The following is a 25,101-nucleotide window of genomic DNA, read 5'->3' as shown; positions in this document are numbered from 1 at the left end:
GAAACAAGTCTATTTAAGTAATAAACAACTGATTTTATCCATGTTTTTATAAATCTATTTTTTATTATAAAATTTAATTTATTCTTGTATTTTATTGACAACGCAAATTTATTTGACTATACTATAGTTGTTCACGTGAACAATATTATTTATAGGAGAACTTAATATGGCTTGGCATTGGTTTGACTGGGTAGTCATTGGGCTATACTTTGTCGTAATGTTTCTAATTGGTATGTTTTTTGCCAAAAGAACAAAATCTACAGATGATTATTTTAAAGCAGGAGGAAGAGTTCCTGCTTTGGTAACAGCTATGAGTATTTACGCTACAGCTTTATCATCTATTTCATTTATTGCTATACCGGCTTCTGTTTATAATAACAGCTGGCTTTTGGGTATGGCTCCTTTGGGTATTATTTTGATAGTATTGTGGGTAGCTCCTACATTTGTACCATTCTTTAGAAGAGTTAATGTTACAACTGCTTATGAGTATTTAGGAAAAAGATTTAATAGTTCTTTCAGATTAGTTGGAAGTTTAACATTTATACTTTTCCATGTGGTAAGAATGGCTATAGTAATTTATCTTCCTACTTTGGCTATACAGCAAGTACTTCCAGCACTTAATCCTGTTTTAATAACCGTAATTGTTTCTATATTCTGTGTTGCTTATACATCTATGGGCGGTATAGAGGCAGTATTATGGTCTGATGCTATACAAACAGTTGTACTTCTTTTGTGAGCTTTCCTAATTATTATTGTAGGTTTCTCTTCTGCCCCTGAAGGAATAGGTCAAGGTTTTCAGCTTTTAGCAGATGACGGTAAAATCATAAGTCCTGATTTCTTCTCATTAGATTTAGCTAAATCTAGTATATGGGTTATGATAGTAGGAGGTTTTGTTAATTCTATATATTCTTATATAGGAAGCCAAGATATAGTTCAAAGATACTCTACAAATAAAAATGAACATGAAGCAAAAAAAAGTTTGTATATGAATATTCCTTTGCTTTGTACTAGTATAGTAATATTTATAGGTATGGGTTCTGCTTTGTATATTTATTTCCATTTCAAAACTCCTTTACCTGAAACTGTTAATGGTAATGCTATACTTCCTTATTTCGTTGTAAATGCTTTGCCTGTTGGTATATCCGGACTTGTAATAGCTGCTATATTTGCTGCCGCTCAGTCTACAGTATCTTCAAGTCTTAACTCTGTTTCTACTTGTATGACTGCTGATATATTAGAGTTTTTAAAACCTGGTATGGAAGATGCTTCTAAATTAAAATTTGCTAGATTATCAAGCTGGGTTGTAGGTATATTTAGTACATTGCTTGCTATTTATTTCATATATAATGGTCAGGGTGATATGTTCTTATACTTCCAAGCTATAACAGGTCTTTTGGGAGGTCCTATAGCTGCTGTATTCTTGGTAGGTATATTCTTTGATAAAATTGAAACTAAAGCTGTATGGGTAGGATTTATACTTTCTGTTATAGTGGCATTTTATATAAGCGATCCTGCAGGAATGCTTACTAAATTTATACCAGGGTATGCTAAACCTAAAATTTTTGAGTTTATGCTTTCATTTATAATTATAGGTGTTGGTGTAATAGGTTCTTTCTTAGCTTCTTTTGTTTTTGGAAAACCATCTGCAGAAAAAATAAAAGGATTAACTTATTCTACAACTATGAAAAATAAATAATTTTATAAGGAAAAATCATGAAAAAATTTTATTTAGTATTATTATTAATTTTATCATTACTACTAAGCTGTTCAAAGCATGGTTCTATACAATTTGGATTTTCATTCAATAGTAATACGGTAGAGAGGATATTAGATCCTGAAACAGATAAAAAAATCCTTTGGGAAGTGGGCGGACATTTGCCTGCTCAGACAGGAATGGAAAAAAATATTGGTACAGCAGGACTTTTATATGGTTCTTTAGCTGATAAATATATAGTTGTAGGCGGCGGAGCTAATTTCCCTGAAGAATCTGTACTTAATGGCGGAGCTAAAAAAACTTATTCTGATGTTTACATGCTTGAAGATAAAAACGGAGTATTAGAAGTTGTAGAGCATATTAACTTAGAAAATGAAATAGGATATGGTGCTTCTGTAACTACTGCAGACGGAATATACTATATAGGCGGATCTTCAAATCCTGAAGCTGATGATGATATATTATTTATAACATTAAAAAATAATAAATTAAATGTTGAAAAGATAGGGGATTTACCTTTCACATTACAAAATGGGGTAGCTGTTTATAAAGATAATAAATTATATGTTATCACAGGAAAACAAGCAGGCAAAGGAAGCAATAAAGTTTATGAATATGATTTAACTACTAAAGAAACTAAAGAATTAGCTCCTGTACCTGGAGAAGAAAGCAGAACTCAGGCAGTTGCTCAATTATTAAACGGCAATATATATGTATTCAGCGGAGGTGATGCTACAGCATATACTGATGGTTATAAGTATGATTTTGAAAAAAATACTTGGGAAAAAGTTGCTGATGTATCCATTAATGGCGAAGGGATATCTTTACTTGGTGCTGTATCAGTTAAACTTAATGAAAGTGAAATGCTTGTTATAGGCGGATTTAATAAAGCTATTTATGATGATGCTGTTTATAATTTAGCTAATCTTCAAGGTAGTGAATTAGCTAATTTTAGAGCCGGATATTTCGGTGCTGATCCTTATGAGTTTAATTGGAATAGCAATATATTAATTTATAACTGTGATTCTAATACTTGGAAAACAATAGGAGAAGTTCCTTTTGATGCTCCTTGCGGCGAAGGTTTGATATTAATAGGAAATATAATATATTCTATTAATGGTGAAATTAAACCAGGTGTAAGAACTGATAAAATGTATATTGGTACAATTGTAGCTAATTAAGTAAAGACAATATCTATTATTAAAAGTTTTCCATAAATAAGGGCTTACTTAAAACAAGTAAGCTCTTATTTTTTTATTATTGATAATAAAATATATTTTAAATCCCACCCATTATGATTTTTTGTTTTATATAAAATATAAAAAATCATAATGTTTTTTTGCTTAATTCATTAAAGCATGCCCACCCAAGCTTTTATTATATTAGACTTGTTTCAAAACTCAAATTTTTAATATTTATAGTTTTTTAATTTAATATTTTTTTGATTATAGTTGAGACTTTGCTGCGAAGCACACAGTCGTGCCACGCTCTGCGTGCCTTCGGCAACCCCCACTTCTTTTGTGACGCCTGTCCGCCTTCGGTGTGGCACATACGAAGTACGCCTCGCCGTGCGTGCCTTCGGCAGGCGAGAAACATACGAAGTACGCCTCACTCTGTGTGCCTTTGGCAGGCGAAAGACTGCATTTTTATATCTTATTTGTATAAAATTATATTACATTTAAAACAAAAAATAATATATAAAACTACTATAAATAAAATTTATATTATGTATTTTTAATCACAACTGTATAAAAATACAAAATTGCAACAGCTCTAATAAAAAATAGGGCTTAACTTTATATGCAAAGTCAAGCCCTTTTCAAAATTCATTTATATAAATATTTTATCTATTATTTTTTTCTTCCTGAAGTTTTCTTAGCAGGTGTTTTCTTAGCAGGTGCTTTTTTAGCAGCTGTTACTTTAGAAGCTGTTTTTTTAGCAGATGCAGTTTTACTATCTGCTTTTTTGGCAGCTGGTTTTTTAGCTGTTTTAGAACTTATTATTCCCTGAGCAGCGGCAAGTCTTGCTATAGGCACTCTGTAAGGAGAACAGCTTACATAGTTAAGTCCTATACTGTAACAGAACATAACTGTAGCAGGATCTCCTCCATGCTCACCGCAGATACCAACAATAAGTTTTTTATTAGCAGCTCTTCCTTTAGTAACACCGATTCTCAAAAGCTCTCCTATACCTTCCTGATCCAATGATTGGAAAGGATCTTTTTCGTATATTTCTTTATTAACATAGTCTTTTAAGAATTTACCGGCATCATCTCTAGAGAAACCTCCTCCCATTTGAGTTAAGTCATTAGTACCAAATGAGAAGAACTCTGCTTCTGTAGCTATTTTATCAGCAACTAAAGCAGCTCTAGGAACTTCTATCATAGTACCCACTTTATACTCAACTTTAGAACCTTCTTTCTCAAATACTTCATCTGCTATTTTAATGATTCTATCTTTAATAATTTTTAATTCTTTCAAAGTACCAACAAGAGGAATCATTATTTCAGGGTGAACATCTACACCATTTTTCTTAACTTTAACAGCAGCCTCTAATATAGCTCTAGCCTGCATATCATAGATTTCAGGGTAAGTAATACCAAGACGGCAGCCTCTATGTCCAAGCATAGGGTTAAATTCATGTAAAGAATCTCTTATGGCTTTAAGTTTATCAAAAGGAACATTCATTTCACTAGAAAGCTCCTGCAATTGAGAATCTTCATGAGGAATGAACTCATGCAAAGGCGGATCAAGAAGTCTTATTGTTACAGGATATCCATTCATAGCAGTAAATATTCCGATAAAGTCTTCTCTTTGCATAGGAAGAATACTTGCTAAAGCCTCATCATAAAGTTTTCTAGGCTCTCTGTATAAAGGCTCAAGTTCTTCTATAGTTTTCTTATCGCCTATTTTTTCAGCAGCTTCTAATTTTTCTTTCAACTGCTTAACTTCTTCAGCAACAAGTATAAGCTGTCTTACACTTTTAATTCTGTCAGCATTAAAGAACATGTGTTCAGTACGGCATAATCCTATACCTTCAGCACCGAATTTTCTAGCAATTTGTGCATCATTAGGAGTATCAGCATTAGTATGAACTTCAAATTTATTTTTTATTCTTATTTCATCAGCCCATTGCATAAGTTTTTTGAAGTCCTCTGACATTTCTGAATCTTTAGTAGCAACCTGTCCTAACATAACTTCGCCTGTAGAACCATCTATAGAAATATAATCGCCTTCATTAATTACATCATCGCCTACTTTCATACATTTATTAGCGTAGTCTATTTCCAAAGCACTGCAGCCTGCAACACAGCATTTACCCATACCGCGTGCAACAACAGCAGCATGTGAAGTAGAACCGCCTCTAGCAGTTAATATACCTTCAGCAGCATTCATTCCTTTAATATCTTCAGGGCTAGTTTCTATACGAACAAGTACAACCTGTTCTCCTGCTTCTTTCATAGCTTCAGCTCTGTCAGCTGCAAATACTACTTTACCAACAGCAGCACCAGGAGACGCATTTAATCCTTTAGCAAGAACTTTAGCACCTTTTTTAGCTGCAGGATCGAACATTGGGTGAAGCAGCTGATCTAAATCAGAAGGATTTACTCTCATTATAGCTTCTTCTTTAGATATTATTTTAGCCTCAGCAAGTTCAACCGCTATTCTTACAGCAGCAGCAGCAGTTCTTTTACCATTACGAGTTTGAAGCATATAAAGCTTGCCTTCCTGTATAGTAAATTCCATATCCTGCATATCGCTGTAATATTTTTCTAATTGATTTTTATAGCTTACTAATTGTTTATATACATTAGGCATAACTTCTTCAAGAGAAGGATACTTAGATTTTCTTTCTTCTTCGCTTATAGAGTTATTTTTAGCCCATTCCAAACTGCCTTCTAATGTAATTTCCTGAGGAGTTCTAATACCGGCAACAACATCTTCACCTTGAGCATTGATTAAGAACTCACCATAGAATTTATTTTCACCTGTAGAAGGGTTACGGGAGAAACATACTCCTGTAGCAGAAGTATTTCCCATATTACCAAATACCATAGCCTGAACATTAACAGCAGTACCTAAAAGCCCTCTTATGTCATTTAATTTTCTGTATGCTTCAGCTCTAGGGTTATTCCAGCTTCTAAATACTGCATTAATAGCATGCCATAATTGTACTTTAGGATCTTCTGGGAATTCTTCGCCTTTATCCTCTTTATACATAGCTTTATATTTTTCTACTACTATTTTTAAATCTTCAACATCTAAATCTGTATCTTTAACATCTTTTTCGGCTTTTCCAACTTTAGGTGCTATATCTCTTTTTCTCTCGTCTAATATCTCCTCAAACTTATCATGATCAACACCCATAGCAACATCACCGAACATCTGTATAAATCTTCTATAAGCATCCCAAGCAAATCTAGGATTATTAGTTTTTTCTACAAGACCTTCTACTACTTTTTCATTAATACCTAGATTAAGTATAGTATCCATCATACCAGGCATAGAGATAGCAGCTCCTGAACGAACTGAAACCAAAAGCGGCTGCTTTGGATTTCCAAACTGCATACCCATTGCTTTTTCTAGTTTCTTAATATTTTCATCAACTAGTTTTTCTAAGCCTTTAGGATATGACTTATTTTTTGAATAGTAATCACAAACTTCTGTAGTAATTGTGAAACCAGCAGGTACAGGTACTTTACTTTCTGTCATTTGTGCAAGTCCTAAACCTTTTCCGCCTAAAAGAGCCTTCGTTTCTTTAGCGCCTTCAGATTTACCATTACCAAAGAAGTAAACCATCTTTTTTGATGCCATAATAAACTCTCCTCTAAAATAAAATATTCATATAAATTTTAAGTCATTACTTATTTATATAGTATAATGTTATTTTTCTTATTGTCAATTTTATTGTAAAAAATTCAGCAATTTTTTTATATTTAATTAATTTTTACAATATAATTAGGCATTGTATTATATATAATTTTTTATTTCTGCATTTTTATCTGACAGCAAAAAAATATTTAAATTTTTTTTATATATTGTATAATAATTTTATGTAAAAAAGGAAAGTTAAAATATGTTAAAGAAAATAAATATACTCTTTGCCGCATTATTAATAGCCATAAACGCTTACGGAGCAATAGTAATATCAACTTACAAAAAGCCAAAAGAAATAAAACATCAATATGAATATAAAATGACTGAAAGAGGAAAAGTATTAATAGTACCAGAAAATATAATGTTTCAATTTAATAGCGGAGAATTAGACTTAAAAAAATATCTAAATACTGTTCAATATGTTGGAAATGTAAGCAAAAGTACTAATATTATGATGATTATTATAGAAGGTCATACAAGTACTGATGAATATAAAAAAACTACAAATAGATATGATAGAAGAGATATATTATTTCTATATAACAGAAAAAATATTGATGATTTATCATACATAAGATCTTACAATGTGTATTTAGCTGTAACAAATGGAATTTTAAATAAATTTACTAATTACGGACTTCATGATTTACTAAGCGAATATCCAAAAATTGAAGAAAATAGAAGGGTAGAATTTATTTTAATAGAAAATAGCAATGATATGAATATATATACCAATTATATAAATAACTTAACAATGTCAAAATAATGATATTTTTCATAGGTGTAAATTATGCATGATAATAATAGAGAAAAACTTTCAAGCAGATTAGGATTTTTATTAGTTTCAGCAGGATGTGCTATAGGTCTTGGCAATGTATGGAGATTTCCTTATATTACAGGAAAATACGGCGGAGCTTTATTTGTTCTTCTCTATTTAGTCTCTCTTGTAATATTAGGGCTTCCTATACTTGTTATGGAGTTTTCTGTGGGAAGGGCTGGTAAAAGGGATTTAGCTGGTTCTTATAGGGCTTTACAAAAGAAAGGATATAAATGGCATATCGTAGGTTATATACAAATATTCGGATGCGTTTTGCTTATGATGTTCTATACCACTGTAGCAGGCTGGTGTTTATCATACTGTTACTTTATGGCTATTGGTAAATTTCAAGGACTTAATCCGCAGCAGGTCGGTGAATTCTTTAATATGCTTCTTGCCTCTCCTTCTGCTTTAATATTATGGATGACAATATCAGTAATAATAGCTACTGTTGTATGTATGATGGGGCTTGAAAATGGTGTAGAAAAAGTTACTAAAGTTATGATGACTTTGCTTTTACTTGTTCTTTTTGTTCTTATAATAAGAGCTATTACTCTTCCAAATGCTAAAGAAGGTCTTAAATTTTATTTGCTTCCAGATGTAAATAAAATGTTCAGCGGGGGTATAAAGGGATTTTTCTCTGTAGCTTATGCCGCTATAGGTCAGTCATTCTTTACTTTGAGTTTAGGTATTGGAGCTATGACTATATTCGGAAGCTATATTGATAAAGATTATTCTCTAACAGGTGAATCCGTTATGGTTATGGGACTTGATACTTTAATAGCATTTCTTTCAGGGCTTGTAATATTTCCTACTACTTTCTCTTTTGGAATCAATCCCGGAGAAGGGGCTGGATTAGTATTTCTTACATTGCCTAATATATTTAATTCTATGGTTTTAGGAAGATTATGGGGAGCTTTATTTTTCTTATTTTTGTCAATGGCAGCTTTAACTACAATTATAGCTGTATTTGAAAATATTATAGCCTTTACTATGTCAGAAACTAAAATGCCTCGTAAAAAAACTACAATAATCGTTGCTGTGAGTATATTCATATTAAGTCTTCCTACAGCATTAGGATTTAATGTACTTTCATTTATAAAACCTCTAGGAGAGGGAAGCACTATAGCTGACGGTCTTGATTTTTTGGTGAGCAATAATTTTCTTCCTTTAGGCGGTATAATAATACTAATATTCTGTACTAGAAATTTCGGCTGGGGCTGGGATAATTTTATAAAAGAAGCTGATACAGGCAAAGGTATTAAATTTCCTAAATGGGCTAGATTTTATGTGTCTTATATACTTCCTTTTATAGTGCTTGCAATATTTATAATAGATTATGTAAATAGGTTTTTTATTTGATTAAAACATTGATAATTTGATTGTTTGCTTTTAGGGTTTATGTTTTAAATATAAATGAAATTATGTTATAAATATGGCTATAAACTAAAAATGGCGGGAGCTATAATAAAACATATTTTGTTTAACTTTTAAAATTTCGATATTTATTTTTTTAATTTTATTAAGCAAGTATGTACAAAATCTCATAGTTTATTATATAAAAATACTCATCTATATTTTTATATACAGATGAGCTTTTTTTATTTATAAAATCTTATATTAATTTTTTGATATATTTAATATTTTTGTTTTAAGTTCATTTTCTATATTTCTTAATTCTGCTTCAGCTGCTTTTCTTTTCTCTCTGCCCTCTGTCTGTATTTTCATAACTTCATCTAAAGTTGATATTAACTGCTGATTTGTATGTTTTAATGTTTCAATATCAACTATTCCTCTCTCTGCTTCCTTAGCAGTTTCTATTGTTGAAGTTTTAAGCATTTCAGCATTCTTTCTTAGTAGTTCATTTGTAGTATCAGTAACTGCTCTTTGTGCCTTTGCAGCCTCATTAGAATGATGAAGCCCTATAGCCAAAACCATCTGATTCTTCCAAAGAGGTATTGTATTTGTTATTGTAGATTGAATTTTTTCTGTCATTATAACATTATTATTCTGTACCAAACGAATTTGAGGTATTGTTTGTATAGAAATTGTTTTTGTAAGCTCTAAATCATGTATTCTTTTTTCAAATCTATTAGCTAAATCTTTTATATCTCTAGCCATTTGGGCATCTTCAGTAGAATTACTTGCCATAGCCTTTGCTTCTAAAGCTGGTATTTCATTAGTTGTTAATTGATTAAGTTTCTGTTTGCCTGCCTCTATATATATTTCTAATTCTTTTAAGTATTCCAAATTATAATTATACATTTGATCTAAAATACTTATATCCTTTAATAGATTTCTCTGATGTGCTTCCAATGTTTTTACTATGTTGTCTATATTCGTTTCTACATTAGTATATTTAGTTTTTAATTTAGTAAGATTATTTGTAGCTTTCTTAAAAAATCCGAATATACCTTTTCCTTTAGTTTCATTTTCTATATCAAAACTTTTAAGTTCTGTTATAACATCAGTAATAGCATCTCCTACCTCACCTAAATCTTTATTCATAACATTGCTTAAAGTATTTTCAGAAAATTGCACCATCTTATTTTGTGCTGCCGAACCATAAGACATTATAGAAACAGAGTCCTTCAAATTAATATTATTTGAAACTTCATTTATTTTTGCTAACTCTTCAGGAGTAAATTGCTTGCTTGAAACACTGTTCATATCATTAAGAACTTGCTGTGCGGCATTCTGAGTATTATAATTTTGAGTATTAATAGTATTTGGCATATTCGCAGGCATCGCATTTTGTACTACAGGCTGAACATTAGGCTGAGTAAAATTCTGTGCTTGCTCAATAGGCTGATTATTTACTATATTTTGTCCTTGAATATTACTAAACTGTGAATTATTTAATTGACTCTCATTATTTTCCATAAAACTTCTCCTTATTTTTTATATATTTTTTACTTTTTATTATAGACCATCTTTTTCAAGCATGTTTTTTAATACATCTATATCGCTGTTTATATCGATTAATTTATTCTGATTCATCTCTACAAGCATTTTTTTCAATGCTTCATTTAATTTTATTATGACATCTTCTATCTCCTGTGCCGTTTTTTGCATATTTTCATTTTTTACAGGAAAATTGCAGAAATCTATATAGGAATTAAGCATTTTTATGGCTGTTGGCAGATGATATTCATTTATTTTTTCTAATTTTTTTTCACCTTCTTTATTTACCTTAGAATAATTAGACATTTCTTTTAATATACTTATCATTTCTTTTAATGCAGGGGTAAGTTCCGGATCATCTATTTTTTGAGAGAAATCGGTAATTTTATCTATATTTCTTTGAGTTTCCAAAATTATTAAACTGTCTTCATTTGAATAACTATCTTTCCTATAATTATTTGTGTTATAAGTATTTACATCATCTTCTCTTGGGAAATTTCTTTGTATATTTTGCCTTAATCTCTGAAAAATAAAATCATCTTCATCTCTTGACATACATATCCTCTCAAATAAACTAAATTAATAAAACTATAAAATATAATATAAAGTAAAATACATTTACTTATGCTTGATATATATTATAATGAATAAATATAATATTGCAAGATATTGATTATTTCACTATAACATAATGAAGATATTCAATCGTTTTTGAAGCTGAACTGCATCTTTTATTATCTGCTTTAAACCTGCTGTATTCTTTTTTAAATAATCCGTATTCACCTTTATACGACATTATTTTCCTTATATCTTCCAATGATAATAAACCTTCATTATTATAGCTTAAAAATATATATTTAGCATTGGCTTTATTTATTAATTCTTCAAATGCATTATAAACATAATTTCTACTACAATATAATGATTTTATTCTGCTATTTCTAAGTCCTGTTTTTCCTTTTATTATTGGATTATCATATTTAGCTATTGTTTCAAGTATATGATAATTATCAGAATATTGTCTTCTATTATACGGAGGGTCTAAATACAAAATATCTGTTTTAATATTTTCGATTAATTTATTGGCATCTTCATTATACACTTTATGTTCTATATTACTCATAATAAATTCAGCAGGATAATAATTAAAAGTTTTTGCAGCTGTTTTTTTAATTTCTTTTAAAAAAGCTCCGTAAACTGAAGCCGTATTGGCATATTTATCTATATTTTCAAGCAAGCTAGCAATAAGAAAATAATATTCATTTTCATTGATTTTTTTATTACTAAACCACTCTCCTATTTTCATTCTCACAGCATCACATTTCATAGCATTTTCATCTGAAAAGTATATCCTTTCAAACTCTTTACCTTTAGTACCTCCCAAAGAATAATTATTATAAATGAAACCTTCTTTATAACCTAGATTATTTAGATACTCACATACAATTACATATTTTTTATTAATATCAGCTTCTTTTAATTTTTCTATTTCTTCACTTAAACCATCAAAATTTAAATATTTACTGTTCTCTATATAATGTTTATTTAAAGCATAACTGTAATACTGTATATCATTGGCTATTACAGAAAAATTTTTTGATTTAAAATACCTTCCTACAATACCAGTACCTGCAAACAAATCGCAGAATATATTAGAATCGCTGTCTATTACCGACATTATAGATTCATATAAAAAATCTAAAAGTGATAATTTGCTTCCTATATAGTTCATCAGTTATACCCTTAATTCATTAACAATATACAAAACTTTAACATAAAAACTGTAATTTATAAATATAAAAAAACTTGTGCGGGTGTGCTTTGAGAGTTTAAGTTTTAAATATAAAGGAAATTATTTACTTCAAATATGGCTGTAAAGTTTAAATGGTGGGGAGTTAGAATAAATTTATAAATCTAATAAATAATATTTTTGCAAATTTAAAAACAATCAAAAAAGTTGATAATATCTGTTATATAAAATTTGTTTTCCACGCGTTAAACTTGCAGTAAAACAAGGCTAGTCAATAATTATAATCCATACTATAAATTTAAATTTATTTTACCGCGTGCTATAAAAGTCATCAAATTTAAAAAGAACTTGGGTGGGCATGCTTTGACAGTTTAAGTTTTTAAAATAAAGGAAATTATTTACTTCAAATAAGGCTGTAAAGTTTAAAGGGTGGGGAATGAGAAGAAATTTATAAATCTAATAAATTATACTTACTTAAAACATTATAAGTATATTATTAATCGTTTCTTATCTTTATATTGAATCTATTTCTAAAACTAGAATAAACAGAAGGTATTATAATAAGAGTAAACATAGTAGAAAATATAAGCCCTCCGCAAACTGCTATGGCTAAAGGTCTGTACATTTCACTTCCGCTGCCTACTTCAAAAATCATAGGAAGAAGCCCTAATATTGTAGTTAATGAAGTCATAAGTACAGGTCTTAATCTTCTTCTGCATGATTCCAATGCAGCACTGTCCCAACTTATATTTTTTTCAAGCACAACCCTATTCATATAGTCTATTAAAACTATTCCATTATTAACAACTATTCCTACAAGCATTATTATACCTATACCGCTGTAAACATTTAAAGTATTTCCAGAAAAGTACAAAAATATTAAAGCCCCAAATAATGCAAAAGGAACCGCTAAAGATATAACAAAAGGGGTAAGATAAGATTCAAACTGACCTGCTATTATAGCATATACAAATACCAAAGCCATTATCATAGAAATGATTAGCTGAATAAAAGCCTCCTGCATGTCCTCATAATCGCCTGAAAAATTTATTGAAAATCCGCTTGGTATATATATTTTATTAAGCTCTTTTCTGATATCTATAATAATTTCATTTATAGATCTTCCATAAGAACTAGCATTTATCTCTATTATTCTTTTATCATTTTTTCTGTTAATCTCTATAGGACCTGTAGATTTATGTATCTCTACAAGAGATGATATTGGTACTATACCATTTGAAGTAGGAATCATCATTTTTTGAATGCTTGAAATATCATCTCTGTTTCTATCTTCCAAACGAACTATTATATCTGTATCAACATATATAGAATTATCTAAAGTCATCTTGCTTGCAGTTGTACCGCTGAATGAAGTTCTTATAATATTTGCAATCGTATTAATATTGATACCCATTTTAGATACTAAATCTCTGTCTATATCAAAAATAAGTTCATGATTAGAATCATCTTCTTTTATTAAAACACTTCTAATACCATCAACATTATTTACAGCAGCTATAACATTACTTGCTACATCATACCCCCTATCAAGATCATCTCCTACAAGCTCTATAATAATAGCACTGTAATTTTTAGGTTTTCCCATAGCAGTATTTTCAGAATTAAGCTCTATTCGTCCTGGATATCCATTGACTTTATTTCTTATACTCTCTATATAATGACTAATATCAAATTTTCTTCCATCTTCTCTATCTATCAATTTTACTCTAACTTCCCCATGATGCTCATTTCTTCCTGTTCTCACTCTGGTTTCATAGTATGCCATGTTATTACTAACAGCACTTTCTATATCTTTTTCCATTCTTTCAATAAACATATCTGTAAACTCTACCCTAGCACCTACAGGAAGTCTTAATCTTGATATAATAGTACCTTCATCTGATACGGGATATCCTTCTTTACCTATATTCATTAGTAATAAAAATAATGATAAACTTAATAAAACAGATATTAAAGCAAAAGATTTCTTTTTGTTCTTTATTACTATTAAAAGGGTACTTACATAGAACTTCTCTATATTATTATGAAGATTTTTATTAAAGAAAGTCTCTAATTTTATTAATAATAAATTTAACTTACTATCAGGATTCAATTTATTTAATCTTGATGCTAAAAGCGGTACTATAGTTAAAGCCACAAAAAGAGAAGTTAATAGCGATATAGAAACAGTAATACATAAATCACTAAACATCTGTCCCATCTGTCCTTTAACAAACAAAAATGGAAGAAATACACATACGCTTGTTAAAGTAGAAGCTGTTATTGCAATAGACACTTCACTAGTTCCTAGTATAGATGATTTTATATTATTTATTTTTATCATTCTTTTATCATTTTTATTAATATTGCATTTAGAAAAATAATTGCTGTAATAAAAAATATTTTCAAGAACTACTATAGAATTATCAACCATCATTCCGACACCAAGCACCAAACCAGAAAGAGAGATTACATTAATAGTGATATTGAAAAAATACATTAATATAAAAGTAGTTATCACAGATACAGGTATTGATATACTTATTATAAATACGCTTCTTATATCCCATAAATATATCATAAGAACTAATACGGCAAATAAAGCTCCCTGCCACACAGTATTTAAAACATTATGAATAGAATTCTTTATTGTATCTGAACTATTAAAAAGTATCTGATAATAAACTCCTGATGGAAGCCTAATCTCATTAAGCCTTTTTTCTACATCTCTTGCTATTTGTATAATGTTGCCGCCTGACTCTTTAGTTACTGCAATAGTTAAAGCTTTTTGTCCGTTAATACGAACAATCTCAGAGTCATCTTCATAATCCTCATGTACATAAGCTATATCCCTTACCCTTACAGGATAGGTACCATTCTTTAGTACAACTACAACATCTTCAATATCTTCTACCTCTTTAAACTCTCCTGTAGTTCTTATATTATATTTATAAACACCCTCATAAGTTTCACCTCCTGCAACATTCTGATTTTCTAAAGAAAGAGTTTTTACTATATCATTAATATTTATAGAATAGGCGTTAATTCTATTTACATCTATATCCACAGAAATAATCTTTTTTAATCCGCCTCTTATTTCTGTTTGTGCTACTCCTTCAACTTGCTCCAATCTCGTAAGTATTTGACTATCAACTAAATCATAGAGAGATGCCAAATTATCTGTACCAAAAAAAGCTATATTCATTATGGGTTCTGCATCCGTTGAAAATTTAGATATATTTGGATTATCCGCATCATCAGGCAAAGAGGATCTAATCATATCAATGGCTTCCCTTATATCATCTGCTGCCGTCTGCAGATCTGTTCCCCAATTAAATTCTATTTCAACATTAGATTCTGATTCTTTAGATTTTGATTTAATAGTCTTTACATTATTAACAGATGATACAGCATTTTCAACTAATCTTGTAACCGATTTCTCAACTTCTTCTGCTCCGGCATTATCATAAGTTGTTTTTATACTGATAATTGGAACTTCCATATTGGGAAGATAATTTATGCTGAGTCTTGATATACTAATAAATCCAATTATGAACATGGATACTAATGTAACAAATACTGTTGTAGGTCTATTTACTATGAAAGTAATAAATTTCTTCATTTTTTTACAAATTTATATCATAAAAATACTACGGAAATATGATATTAAATTCTAAAAAATATTCAATAGTTTTTATTATAAATTTTATAACTTTTAAACTAATAATATTTTAATTTGATATCATTAATAGACTTGTTTCAAAACTAATTTTTTATAATTCTGAGGGGACTAGCCCAGCCGTTTCACACTGTGCGTGCCGACGAAGTCACCTCGCGAAAATTTACTTTGGAAAGCGTCTGCAAGCGAAGGACTGCATATTTATATACTAAAATAATAATTTATACAACATATAAAACATTATATTTGTAATTTTCAAATTAAATCATTTTAATAATTAATCTTGTCAAGTAGTTTTGAAACAAGTCTAATATAATTTGCATAACAAAACAAATATTTTTAATATATAAATATTAGGCTAATAAAATAATACTATATATACTTTTACAAAAATAAACCGCCATAAATATAAGGCAAAATAACAAATTATTCTTTTTTGTTGTTTTTATCTTTATTATACAAAATCTTTACTAAAAATACTAATGCAACAATTATCAATATTTTTATTATTATACTAAGGATTCCATTAATACCAAAAGGTACTCCAAACATCATAGGAAAATCAAAATAATGTCTGGCATGAGGAGGCGGAGGAGCCATACGAAACATTCTGTCAAATGCAGGGGAGCATGAGCTTAATAAAAAAAGTGATATTATAGAAGAAAATGCAAAAATAATTTTTTTTAACATAGTGATACCCTAGCTTTTATTTGCTTTATTAGACGAAAAAATATAATAAAAGTTCCCTATAATGATATTTATTTTTTAAAAAATTTATATTATTATTAATACATAGGAAATAATTATGGAAATACTAGATTTAGAAAGAGCAGAATACGAATTAAACAAAGCATACAAATTAAACCCCACTCCTTGGGCGGAACATTCAAGATACACTGCCAAAGCTGCAGGAATAATAGCTTCACACTACAATAAAAACTCTAAAAACAAAAAGCTAGATGAAGATAATGCCTACATATTTGGACTTCTTCATGACATAGGAAGATACACTGGGATAAGCTCTGAGCGGCATTTAATAGACGGTTACAAATATTGCATTAAATACGGCTGGTATAAATTGGCTCAAATATGCATAAGTCACGCATTTATGATACAGGATATAGATACAGCAATAGGAAAATTTGACATGTCTGAATATGATTATAAATTTATGAAAGATTTTATAAGTAATGCTGTGTATGATGATTATGATCTGCTTATTCAATTATGCGATAGTCTTGCTTTACCTACAGGTTTTTGTATTGTAGAAAAAAGGTTTATAGATGTAGCTTTAAGATACGGTACATTTCCTCAAAGTGCTTTAAGGTGGAAAAAAGTATTTGAAATAAAATCGTATTTTGAAAGTACTATAGGTACATCAATCTACAATTTACTTCCGAACATAAAAGACAGTATTATTTAACTAATCGCAAATCTTACACATTCATACGTTTGCGGCTTTAATTAGTATTCGATTATTGGAATTTATCATAGAACTTCAACCACTTACAGCAACTATAATGTACATGCTGATATTATCCAATATAAAAAAATAAACTAACTAAAAAGCTAAACACGAAATTTTATGACCTTTTTAATGGTATATTTTTTTCTTCAAAATATAGTGCTATCGCATTTTTTATTTCTTTCAAGGCTTCTTCTTCTGTTGCCCCAAAAGCACTAATAGAGTCCAGTTCTTCAGATAAAGCTATATAACCATCATCTTCTTCACTATAAAAAATTTTTATACTATAGTTCATAATTACTCCTCCAAACAATATTTTTTAACAAGAGATAAAAACTGCTTAACTTGATAAGGTTTTACCTCACCATTAACATTTTGTATATTAATAAACTCACTAACTCCTATTTTGGAATATATTCTATGGATTCCTCTTGCCTTTTACACACAAAACCAAAAAATTCAACAATAGACTTGTTTCAAAACTCAAATTTTTAATATTTATAGTTTTTTAATTTAATATTTTTTTGATTATAGTTGGGGCTTTGCTGCGAAGCACCCAGTCGTGCCAAACCCAACTTCTTTTGTGACGCCTGTCCGCCTTCGGTGTGGCACATACGAAGTACGCCTGCGGCGAAAGACTGCACATTTATATACTAAAACAATAATTTATAAAACATGTCAAACATTATTTTATAAATTATAAAATTACGAAATTTTCATATGTAATCTTGTCAAGTAGTTTTGAAACAAGTCTAATATTACAAAAATAAGAATATTTAATATTTTTATTATTATTTGTAAGTTTATTAATAATTTCTTTTTTATCCATAATTTAATTATAAAGTTATTCAATATAAAATCAACTACCGCTTAGCTTCCGCAGTATTCGCCTATACCCTTACTTCGTTGCGGGTACACTTCGTGCGGGCATTCCGCACGGCAACGCAAGCCCTTACCAAACGCCAACTGTACGCAACCGAAGAAAGTACATGACAAGTCGGTATGCGGCTGACTACTCGCCGTAGTGGCTTCCCGCACCGTATATCTTAATATTAAGGACAGTAAAATGTAGGTGCGGCTGAGTACCCAAAATCAAACAAAAATAAAATATTTGTAAAAACATAATCTATGTGTTAGAATTAATAAAAAAATAAGGAATGCCAATGCCTGTTATATCAAGATTTTATGGTATCATCATCAAAATGTATTTTCAGCAAAAAGAACATAATCCTCCGCACTTTCATGCTATATATGGAGAATATGTTGGAGTTATCGATATAAACGAATTAAAAATGATAGAAGGAGATTTGCCTAATAAAGCATGCTCTCTTGTATTAGAATGGGCTAAAAATAATCAAGATGAACTACTAAATATTTGGAATACACAAAACTTTAAACAATTAGAACCTTTGGAGTAATTATGGTTTTCCACAAAATAAAAAATGTAAAAGCTATGGACAATCTAATCTTAAAAATAATCTTTGAAAACGAAGAAGTAAAATATTACGATGTGAAAAAACTAATCTCTGAGCATAAAGAGTTTGAAATTTTAAATGACATCAGTTTATTTAATCTTGTAAAGGTGGATGCTGGCGGATACGGTATTTCTTGGAATGATGATTTGGATATATCATGTAATACTTTATACTATGCCTACGAGTTTAGCTAACGCACTTACCTACTACGGTCGGCACCTTCCCGCAGTATTCGCCTATACCCTTACTTCGTTTCGGGTACACTTCGTGCGGGCATTCCGCACGGTATCGCTTTCCCTTACCAAACGCCCCATGTACGCGACCGAAGGAAGTACCTGACGAAGTCCTCCGTAGGAGTAAGGGTATGCGGCTGACTACTCGCCGTAGGGGCAACCCGCACCGCATATCTTAATATTAAGGACAGTAAAATGTAGGTGCGGCTGATTACACAACATCAAAAAATAAACTAACTAAAAAGCCAACCCAGAAATATAAAAACTAACACAGAAATAATTTTTTAAAAATGTACCTTATAACCCACCCAAACCCGCCCTTATTATTAAACAAACATTTTTAACAAAATAAGCCTGCAAACAGTAACTTTTTTAGAAAAAAACGAAAAACTACTCGCCTAGCTACGCACTCCCTACGGTCGGGGGCATTCCCGCCTACGAGCTGTAGCACCTTCCCGCACGGTATCGCTTTCCCTTACCAAACGCCCCCTGTAAGTGCGGCTGAGTATTCGCCATACGGGCATTCCGCACGGCAACGCAACCCATTACGGACAGTACAATGTACGTGCGGCTGAGTATTCGCCATACGGGCAACCCGCACCGTATATCTTAATATTAAGGACAGTAAAATGTAGGTGCGGTTTATTATCCAATATTAAACAACTAATAATCTGTATTATTATAGAATTCTATTCTTTCTCTTAATTCTTTTATTCTATCTAATAAGTATTTATCATTTGTTTCTATACTATCTACAAATGGTATCAAATTATTTACCATATCTTTCAATTCTTTAGCATTATAATCATATATTTTATACTTTTGAAAAGCATTATAAATAATAGTTTTTGAATTCAAAAAAAATAAAAATATTCTTATTGAAAAAACATCTTTTGTAATAAGTCGTAAATTTTGAGATAAAAACAACAAATGTACTATTGCATAATTATATTGTCCAAAGTCAGAAAAAAAATAATATTTGTTATGATTATTAAAATTTTCTAAAACATTATAAAATTCTTCTGGAACTTCTTTTATTTTCTTTTCATACAAATTATTTAATAATTCTCTTTCATAATTTATTAAAACATCATTATTATTAATGGATATAATATCATTACGAGATATAAAATAGAAAAAATTATTATGCTCATATTCATTTTTTATAAGAAAAATACCATTAACATCTGCATTGTTCCAATAATTATATAATGCATTTTTTAAAATTTTTAAATATCTATCTTTATTATCATAAATAATATCATAATAATAAAAATAAACTTTACTATATATATCGAAACAATCTGAATCCATAAAATTATCAATTTCTTTTTCTATAATATTAAAAACAATATCTATATTTTCTTTGATAATTTCAGAATTTTCATAGCCTTCACTAATTATTTTATAAGATTTTAAATATTTTTTATTTAGATAAATATGATTTTTATATTCTAAAAACAATTCTTCATAATTTAACATTCCGCATTCTATATATTTATAAAAATAATATAAAATATATTTTTTTGTTTCATTTCTTATAACATATTGTTTTCCTATATTTGAAATTAATTCTTTAAATTTAGATAAATATTCTTGATTAATATTATTATTTACATTTTGATTTTCCTCCGTTTTCATATCCATAGAACAATTTTCTATAGCATTTTTTATTATTGCTTCAGTAATAATTTCTGAATGATATTTATCATATTCTTCTTTACTTACAAAAATGCTATTATTTATTATATTTTTATCATATACTATTAAAACAATTGCAAATATTTTTAATATTTCTAAAAATAATTCTTCATTATTGTTTAATTTATATTCTTCTTTCTCTATAAATCTATTTATTTCATTTAAGAAATATTTTGACATATCGAAGAATTTTTTAAAAGTCCTTATATTATAACATTCCATTTCCATAAATATATTAATAATATTAGGTATGCATTGCTCATAAAAAAAATGATTACTAATATAATAATTTTCTATGTCTTTATCATATATTAAATTTTTTATTATATATGTTTCTAAAAATAATTTAAAATTATTTTTATCTATACTATGTAATTTTATAGTATGCCTTATGATTTTTTCTTTTATTTTATTATACTCTCCATTATTAATTAATACTTCTTCATTACAAATAAATAATACTTTTACATTATTCGATATAAAATTATCATAAATAGAATATAATAAATCTTCTATATTTATATTTTTAGATAATCTTTCTAAATCATCAATAATTAATAATATTTTATTAATTTCAATAGAATTATTACTTATATCAGATAATATTTTCATAATAGGTTCTTCTAAAATATTATTAGTATATTTTATTATAGGTTTAAAAATTTTTAATGCCATTTTATTTACATTATTTATAGCTTTTATATTTGGACAATCTGAGTCTTTTTTGGGAACATCAAAAATACCAGATATGCTTATATCATAAATTACATCATCTATAGTATTTTTTCCTGCAACAGATACATATATACTATCTTTATAATTATTTTTCACATAATATGTTTTACCAGCTCCCCATTCACCTGTAAGCATTATTCCATAATCTGTATTTTCTTCAGCTAAATAATGTTTTATTGTATTTTCTATATATTTAAAATAATTATCTTTATTTTCCATTTACTCCCCCTCAATAATCTTTATTTCCTCATCAGTAAGCCCGTATAAAGAGTATACAATCTTATCCACCTCCGCCTCAAGCCCTGAAGCGTCCTTGTTCTCTTTTTTAAGCCGAATAATATCGTCAACGAGATTAACTAATTTATTTTCAGTATCTTTGTCAGGTTCTGGAATTTTTAATGGTTCTACATATTGTTTTTTCCATTCATAAGCATGCCCTAAAGTAATACCAAAATTAGTAAACTGATAATTAAAAACTTTAGAATTCATTACTGCTAACAAATATTTTAAAATATTTTCATCTTTAGAATTAATTGTTAATATATTTGCAGGAGCGGAAACAAAAAAATCTTTAAATAAATAACAAAATCTACTCTCACTGCTTATATTTCCCCATGCTATTTTAGCTTCTTCAAAATCTTCTAAATAAGCACAATTTCTTAAATTATAAGGAGTATCTCCCTTATCCTGTCTTTTTTCTAATTGTTTATAATATTTATCTAAATGCCTTTTTATAGCTGGATAATCTTTTATATTAATAGGCGGTATATCTTTTTCTTTTATACCATTATGAATATTAATTAAATATTCTTTTACAATTGAATAATATTTCGCTATATTCCGACCTCTTATTAATGGTTTAATTAATTCTGCACTTTTAGCATCTTCTTTTATAAGATTATTTTTAGTTTCTTCATCGATAAAAAACGCTTCATTAAATCCTGTTTTTATCCCAAAATTTATTTTTATACCCCAATCCTTCAAAGCCTTAAATCTATGTATTTTCTCCAATATAGACTTCTCATCTTCATTTAAAATTATCCAAGAGCTGTTATCTTTCTTAGGATAAATAAAGCACTCTTTTTCTACGCCTGATAATTTATCTTTTTTAGATTTAAAAATATCATCGCATAAACTTATTTTGTACGCATTAATTTTCTCCTGAATATCCTCTTTACGCTTACCATAGCTGATAATATTAGTATCCACCGTAGCACTTTCAAACCAATTAGCCCCCAAGTCTATAACCTCATAAACATAAGCCCTATCATATAAAAACTTCCTCGTCCTCTCCCCATAACCCGCACGCATCCACTTATTAGATACTACAGCACTTACAATACCGCTCTCATCAATCAATCTATTAAAAGACATTTCCATAAATAATTGATAAATGTCCGAAACTTTACTATCTTTTTTATCAAAATAATTCAAGTATTGATGATTTCCCGTAAGCTGAAAATAAGGCGGATTCATTATCACCAAATCGAATTTATCTACCCCAAACATCAAACCGCTGTCAAAAAAATCATAGCTTTTTAGCATGTCAAACGGATTATAATTTTCTAATTTCGCATTATGATTAGAATACTCTTTAATAAGCCTTAAAATCTCCTTTCTTATACCATTCTTATTCTCATAACTCGCATTAAAATACTCCCGCATATTTTTGATAAGCTCATTCTTATCCCAAGTAAGAGATATCAAACTCACTTCTTTATCATCAAGCTCTATCAAACTATTAGCAGATATTATCTTAAACTCCAAATTAGGAAGTATCTCCAAATCGATAAACCTCTCATCGCTTTTTATATCCGTATAATAACTGCTCTTTAATAATTCTATCCATAATCTCAAACGGCATATATTTACAGAGTTCGGATTTATATCAACCCCGTAAAGCTGATTACTGATAATATGCTCCTTAGCTTCAAATAATGTCTTTTCTATCTCCTGCTTTCTCTCTGTAATATTATCATTTTCTATATTATACTTAAAATGCGTACCGTCTATATAATTTATAACAAGCTCATCTTCCGATATATTAATATCTATATTATCATGCAAAACTCTAAACTCACTCTTTATCCTTATAAGCTCATTCAAACAAGCAACCAAAAAGTGTCCGCTTCCGCATGCAGGATCTATTATCTTTATAGAGTTCAAAATATCTTTTATATTATCCCTATAAATATGTATATTAGCCCTCACATAATTTTTTACTTCTTCTATATTATTAAAATGCGTCTCCTTAAAATATTTATTAAACTTCTCAATAATAATTTTTTCTATGCTGTACCTAGCCATATACATAGTGATAGCAGGCGGAGTAAAATGCGAGCCGTCCTTATACCCATTAAGCCTTTCAAATACAAGTCCCAAAACTGAAGATTTTATTATTGTATTTTTATCTACATTCTTAGCATCAGCATTAAATACATAGCAATTCAAAAATCTAAGTATATACTCCAAAAATGTTAATTGACTGCTGTTAAAATCCCTATCATTATAAAGTATACTCCCAGACATAATTTTCATTTTTGAATCATTATTCAATTTTGTTATAGAAAAAATCAGCTCATCTTTACCCTCTTCAAATAATGAACTGTTAAGATAAGGTATATAATTATAATCATTATTAGATGACCTCATATTTTTAGGCTTAGCAAGCACATTAAAGAATAATGTATACAAATAATTATAATCTTTAATTTTAAAAGGATTTAATATATCCAAATGTTTATCATTTCTAAAAGTCCTAAGCTGTGCCTCAAGTATCTTTAAAAATAATATTCTATTAACCCATATAATATTAAGTTTCAAAGCCTCATCAAAGATATCATTTTCATTTGTTTTATCACTGCTATTTCTAATTACGTCCATAGTAAGCCTTATTAAACTATTATCAACATTAGATAAACGCAATTTCTTTTCTTTATCTTCTTCAAGCCCCATCATATAAATTATTTCTTTATAAAATGTATTCGATATAGAATTAATATCATTTCCAAGTTTAACAGAACAAATATTATAAGAATTAAAAAACCTATATATAAGAACCTCATCATCATTAAATAAATCTATCTTATACCCAACAACCTCAAGATTAATATTATCTAAAAATCCGCTGCAAATCTTATAAAAAGTTTCATTTTTTACTTTACTATTTTCATTAAAATAATTCACTATCTGATTATCATTAATAAGTTTTTCAAAATCATATTTAGAAAATAAATACACTTTTTCAAAATTAGTAATAATAATATTATCAATATTAAAATCTTTATTATCTTTATTTTTTCTGCTTTTATAATAATAAAGTATAGTCTGATAAAATGCTTTATTATTATAATTATTATCATCAATCATCTCTAATGTATTATTATAATTTTTAGTTTCTATAATGGTTTTAATATTATCATCAAACTTTATAACCAAATCTATTTTACCTTTTGTATTGCTGTCATACCCAAAGGCATTAACTAAAAATTTATTTAATATACCCTTACAATGTTCTTCTGTCTCACCTTTATTTTTAGCATTATTTATTTCATTTCTATACCATTTAATATCTCTTTTAAAAAAATCTAATTTATCATTATCAATTTCATAGTTCAATAAATTTCTTAATTTTAATAATTCTTTTGCATTTTTAGTAATAGACTTCATAAATAACACTCCAATAGTAATGATATTATTATACAGTAAAACAAAATAAAAACAAATAAAAAAGGACAGCCATTATTCATAG

Annotated in this window: 15 protein-coding genes and 1 pseudogene; 7 read left to right on the top strand and 9 right to left on the bottom strand. The window is 28.6% G+C overall.

Annotation, left to right across the window (positions count from 1 at the left end; all coding sequences use genetic code 11):
- Window positions 1–166: 166 nt before the first annotated feature.
- Window positions 167–1,696 (top strand): annotated as a pseudogene (locus tag A966_RS04140) (sodium:solute symporter).
- Between the two features lie 17 nt (window positions 1,697–1,713).
- A complete protein-coding gene (locus A966_RS04135; protein ID WP_008722863.1) occupies window positions 1,714–2,895 on the top strand; it encodes a cyclically-permuted mutarotase family protein in 1,182 nt (393 codons plus the stop codon).
- Between the two features lie 669 nt (window positions 2,896–3,564).
- On the opposite strand, the gene ppdK is transcribed toward A966_RS04135, so the two are convergent.
- Complete coding sequence (gene ppdK / locus A966_RS04130; RefSeq protein WP_008722860.1) at window positions 3,565–6,528, bottom strand: pyruvate, phosphate dikinase; 2,964 nt, start codon at window positions 6,526–6,528, stop codon at window positions 3,565–3,567.
- A 262-nt stretch (window positions 6,529–6,790) separates the two neighbouring features.
- Here ppdK and A966_RS04125 point away from each other — a divergent pair, with 262 nt between their 5' ends.
- Both A966_RS04125 and A966_RS04120 read left to right on the top strand, forming a co-directional pair.
- Window positions 6,791–7,357, top strand: coding sequence for an OmpA family protein (locus tag A966_RS04125; RefSeq protein ID WP_008722859.1), 567 nt, complete (start codon window positions 6,791–6,793; stop codon window positions 7,355–7,357).
- 24 nt (window positions 7,358–7,381) lie between these two features.
- Window positions 7,382–8,770 carry a sodium-dependent transporter gene (locus tag A966_RS04120; protein WP_008722857.1) on the top strand — a complete coding sequence of 463 codons (1,389 nt, stop codon included), beginning with the start codon at window positions 7,382–7,384 and terminating at the stop codon, window positions 8,768–8,770.
- A gap of 258 nt (window positions 8,771–9,028) precedes the next feature.
- Here A966_RS04120 and A966_RS04115 read toward each other — a convergent pair whose 3' ends face one another.
- The 5 genes from A966_RS04115 to A966_RS04095 all read right to left on the bottom strand — a co-directional run bounded on the left by A966_RS04115 (window position 9,029) and on the right by A966_RS04095 (window position 16,431).
- Window positions 9,029–10,291, bottom strand: coding sequence for a toxic anion resistance protein (locus tag A966_RS04115; RefSeq protein WP_008722856.1), 1,263 nt, complete (start codon window positions 10,289–10,291; stop codon window positions 9,029–9,031).
- Window positions 10,292–10,330: 39 nt separating this feature from the next.
- Window positions 10,331–10,867, bottom strand: a complete 537-nt coding sequence (locus A966_RS04110) for a 5-bromo-4-chloroindolyl phosphate hydrolysis family protein (RefSeq protein ID WP_008722855.1) — start codon at window positions 10,865–10,867, stop codon at window positions 10,331–10,333.
- A gap of 118 nt (window positions 10,868–10,985) precedes the next feature.
- Entirely contained in the window at window positions 10,986–12,044 is a 1,059-nt protein-coding gene (locus A966_RS04105; protein ID WP_008722854.1) for a DNA adenine methylase, read from the bottom strand.
- Between the two features lie 514 nt (window positions 12,045–12,558).
- Window positions 12,559–15,684, bottom strand: coding sequence for an efflux RND transporter permease subunit (locus A966_RS04100; RefSeq protein WP_008722853.1), 3,126 nt, complete (start codon window positions 15,682–15,684; stop codon window positions 12,559–12,561).
- A 483-nt stretch (window positions 15,685–16,167) separates the two neighbouring features.
- Complete coding sequence (locus A966_RS04095; protein WP_008722852.1) at window positions 16,168–16,431, bottom strand: hypothetical protein; 264 nt, start codon at window positions 16,429–16,431, stop codon at window positions 16,168–16,170.
- 115 nt (window positions 16,432–16,546) lie between these two features.
- On the opposite strand from A966_RS04095, the gene A966_RS04090 reads away from it, so the two are divergent.
- Window positions 16,547–17,164 carry an HD domain-containing protein gene (locus tag A966_RS04090; protein WP_008722850.1) on the top strand — a complete coding sequence of 206 codons (618 nt, stop codon included), beginning with the start codon at window positions 16,547–16,549 and terminating at the stop codon, window positions 17,162–17,164.
- A 160-nt stretch (window positions 17,165–17,324) separates the two neighbouring features.
- Here the strand turns inward: A966_RS04090 and A966_RS13235 are convergent, their stop codons facing one another.
- Window positions 17,325–17,501, bottom strand: coding sequence for a type II toxin-antitoxin system HicB family antitoxin (locus tag A966_RS13235; RefSeq protein ID WP_008722845.1), 177 nt, complete (start codon window positions 17,499–17,501; stop codon window positions 17,325–17,327).
- 868 nt (window positions 17,502–18,369) lie between these two features.
- On the opposite strand from A966_RS13235, the gene A966_RS04085 reads away from it, so the two are divergent.
- Window positions 18,370–18,624, top strand: coding sequence for a DUF4160 domain-containing protein (locus tag A966_RS04085; RefSeq protein ID WP_008722843.1), 255 nt, complete (start codon window positions 18,370–18,372; stop codon window positions 18,622–18,624).
- 2 nt (window positions 18,625–18,626) lie between these two features.
- The gene (locus A966_RS04080; protein WP_008722842.1) at window positions 18,627–18,875 is read left to right on the top strand and encodes a DUF2442 domain-containing protein; all 249 of its coding nucleotides are present in this window, start codon (window positions 18,627–18,629) and stop codon (window positions 18,873–18,875) included.
- Window positions 18,876–19,577: 702 nt separating this feature from the next.
- On the opposite strand, the gene A966_RS04075 is transcribed toward A966_RS04080, so the two are convergent.
- Window positions 19,578–21,569, bottom strand: coding sequence for a KAP NTPase P-loop domain-containing protein (locus tag A966_RS04075; protein ID WP_008722841.1), 1,992 nt, complete (start codon window positions 21,567–21,569; stop codon window positions 19,578–19,580).
- Complete coding sequence (locus tag A966_RS04070; protein ID WP_008722838.1) at window positions 21,570–25,019, bottom strand: type IIG restriction enzyme/methyltransferase; 3,450 nt, start codon at window positions 25,017–25,019, stop codon at window positions 21,570–21,572.
- Window positions 25,020–25,101: the final 82 nt, after the last annotated feature.

The organism is Brachyspira hampsonii 30446, assembly GCF_000316195.1.
GTDB lineage: Bacteria > Spirochaetota > Brachyspiria > Brachyspirales > Brachyspiraceae > Brachyspira > Brachyspira hampsonii_C.
The sequence above is the reverse complement of the archived record's forward strand: the minus strand, read 5'-3'. Positions and strand labels throughout refer to the sequence as shown.

Coding starts and splice junctions, on each gene's coding strand:
- A966_RS04135 (WP_008722863.1), top strand. CDS start 1,714: ATGAAAAAATTTTATTTAGTATTATTATTAATTTTATCATTACTACTA.
- ppdK (WP_008722860.1), bottom strand. CDS start 6,528: ATGGCATCAAAAAAGATGGTTTACTTCTTTGGTAATGGTAAATCTGAA.
- A966_RS04125 (WP_008722859.1), top strand. CDS start 6,791: ATGTTAAAGAAAATAAATATACTCTTTGCCGCATTATTAATAGCCATA.
- A966_RS04120 (WP_008722857.1), top strand. CDS start 7,382: ATGCATGATAATAATAGAGAAAAACTTTCAAGCAGATTAGGATTTTTA.
- A966_RS04115 (WP_008722856.1), bottom strand. CDS start 10,291: ATGGAAAATAATGAGAGTCAATTAAATAATTCACAGTTTAGTAATATT.
- A966_RS04110 (WP_008722855.1), bottom strand. CDS start 10,867: ATGTCAAGAGATGAAGATGATTTTATTTTTCAGAGATTAAGGCAAAAT.
- A966_RS04105 (WP_008722854.1), bottom strand. CDS start 12,044: ATGAACTATATAGGAAGCAAATTATCACTTTTAGATTTTTTATATGAA.
- A966_RS04100 (WP_008722853.1), bottom strand. CDS start 15,684: ATGAAGAAATTTATTACTTTCATAGTAAATAGACCTACAACAGTATTT.
- A966_RS04095 (WP_008722852.1), bottom strand. CDS start 16,431: ATGTTAAAAAAAATTATTTTTGCATTTTCTTCTATAATATCACTTTTT.
- A966_RS04090 (WP_008722850.1), top strand. CDS start 16,547: ATGGAAATACTAGATTTAGAAAGAGCAGAATACGAATTAAACAAAGCA.
- A966_RS13235 (WP_008722845.1), bottom strand. CDS start 17,501: ATGAACTATAGTATAAAAATTTTTTATAGTGAAGAAGATGATGGTTAT.
- A966_RS04085 (WP_008722843.1), top strand. CDS start 18,370: ATGCCTGTTATATCAAGATTTTATGGTATCATCATCAAAATGTATTTT.
- A966_RS04080 (WP_008722842.1), top strand. CDS start 18,627: ATGGTTTTCCACAAAATAAAAAATGTAAAAGCTATGGACAATCTAATC.
- A966_RS04075 (WP_008722841.1), bottom strand. CDS start 21,569: ATGGAAAATAAAGATAATTATTTTAAATATATAGAAAATACAATAAAA.
- A966_RS04070 (WP_008722838.1), bottom strand. CDS start 25,019: ATGAAGTCTATTACTAAAAATGCAAAAGAATTATTAAAATTAAGAAAT.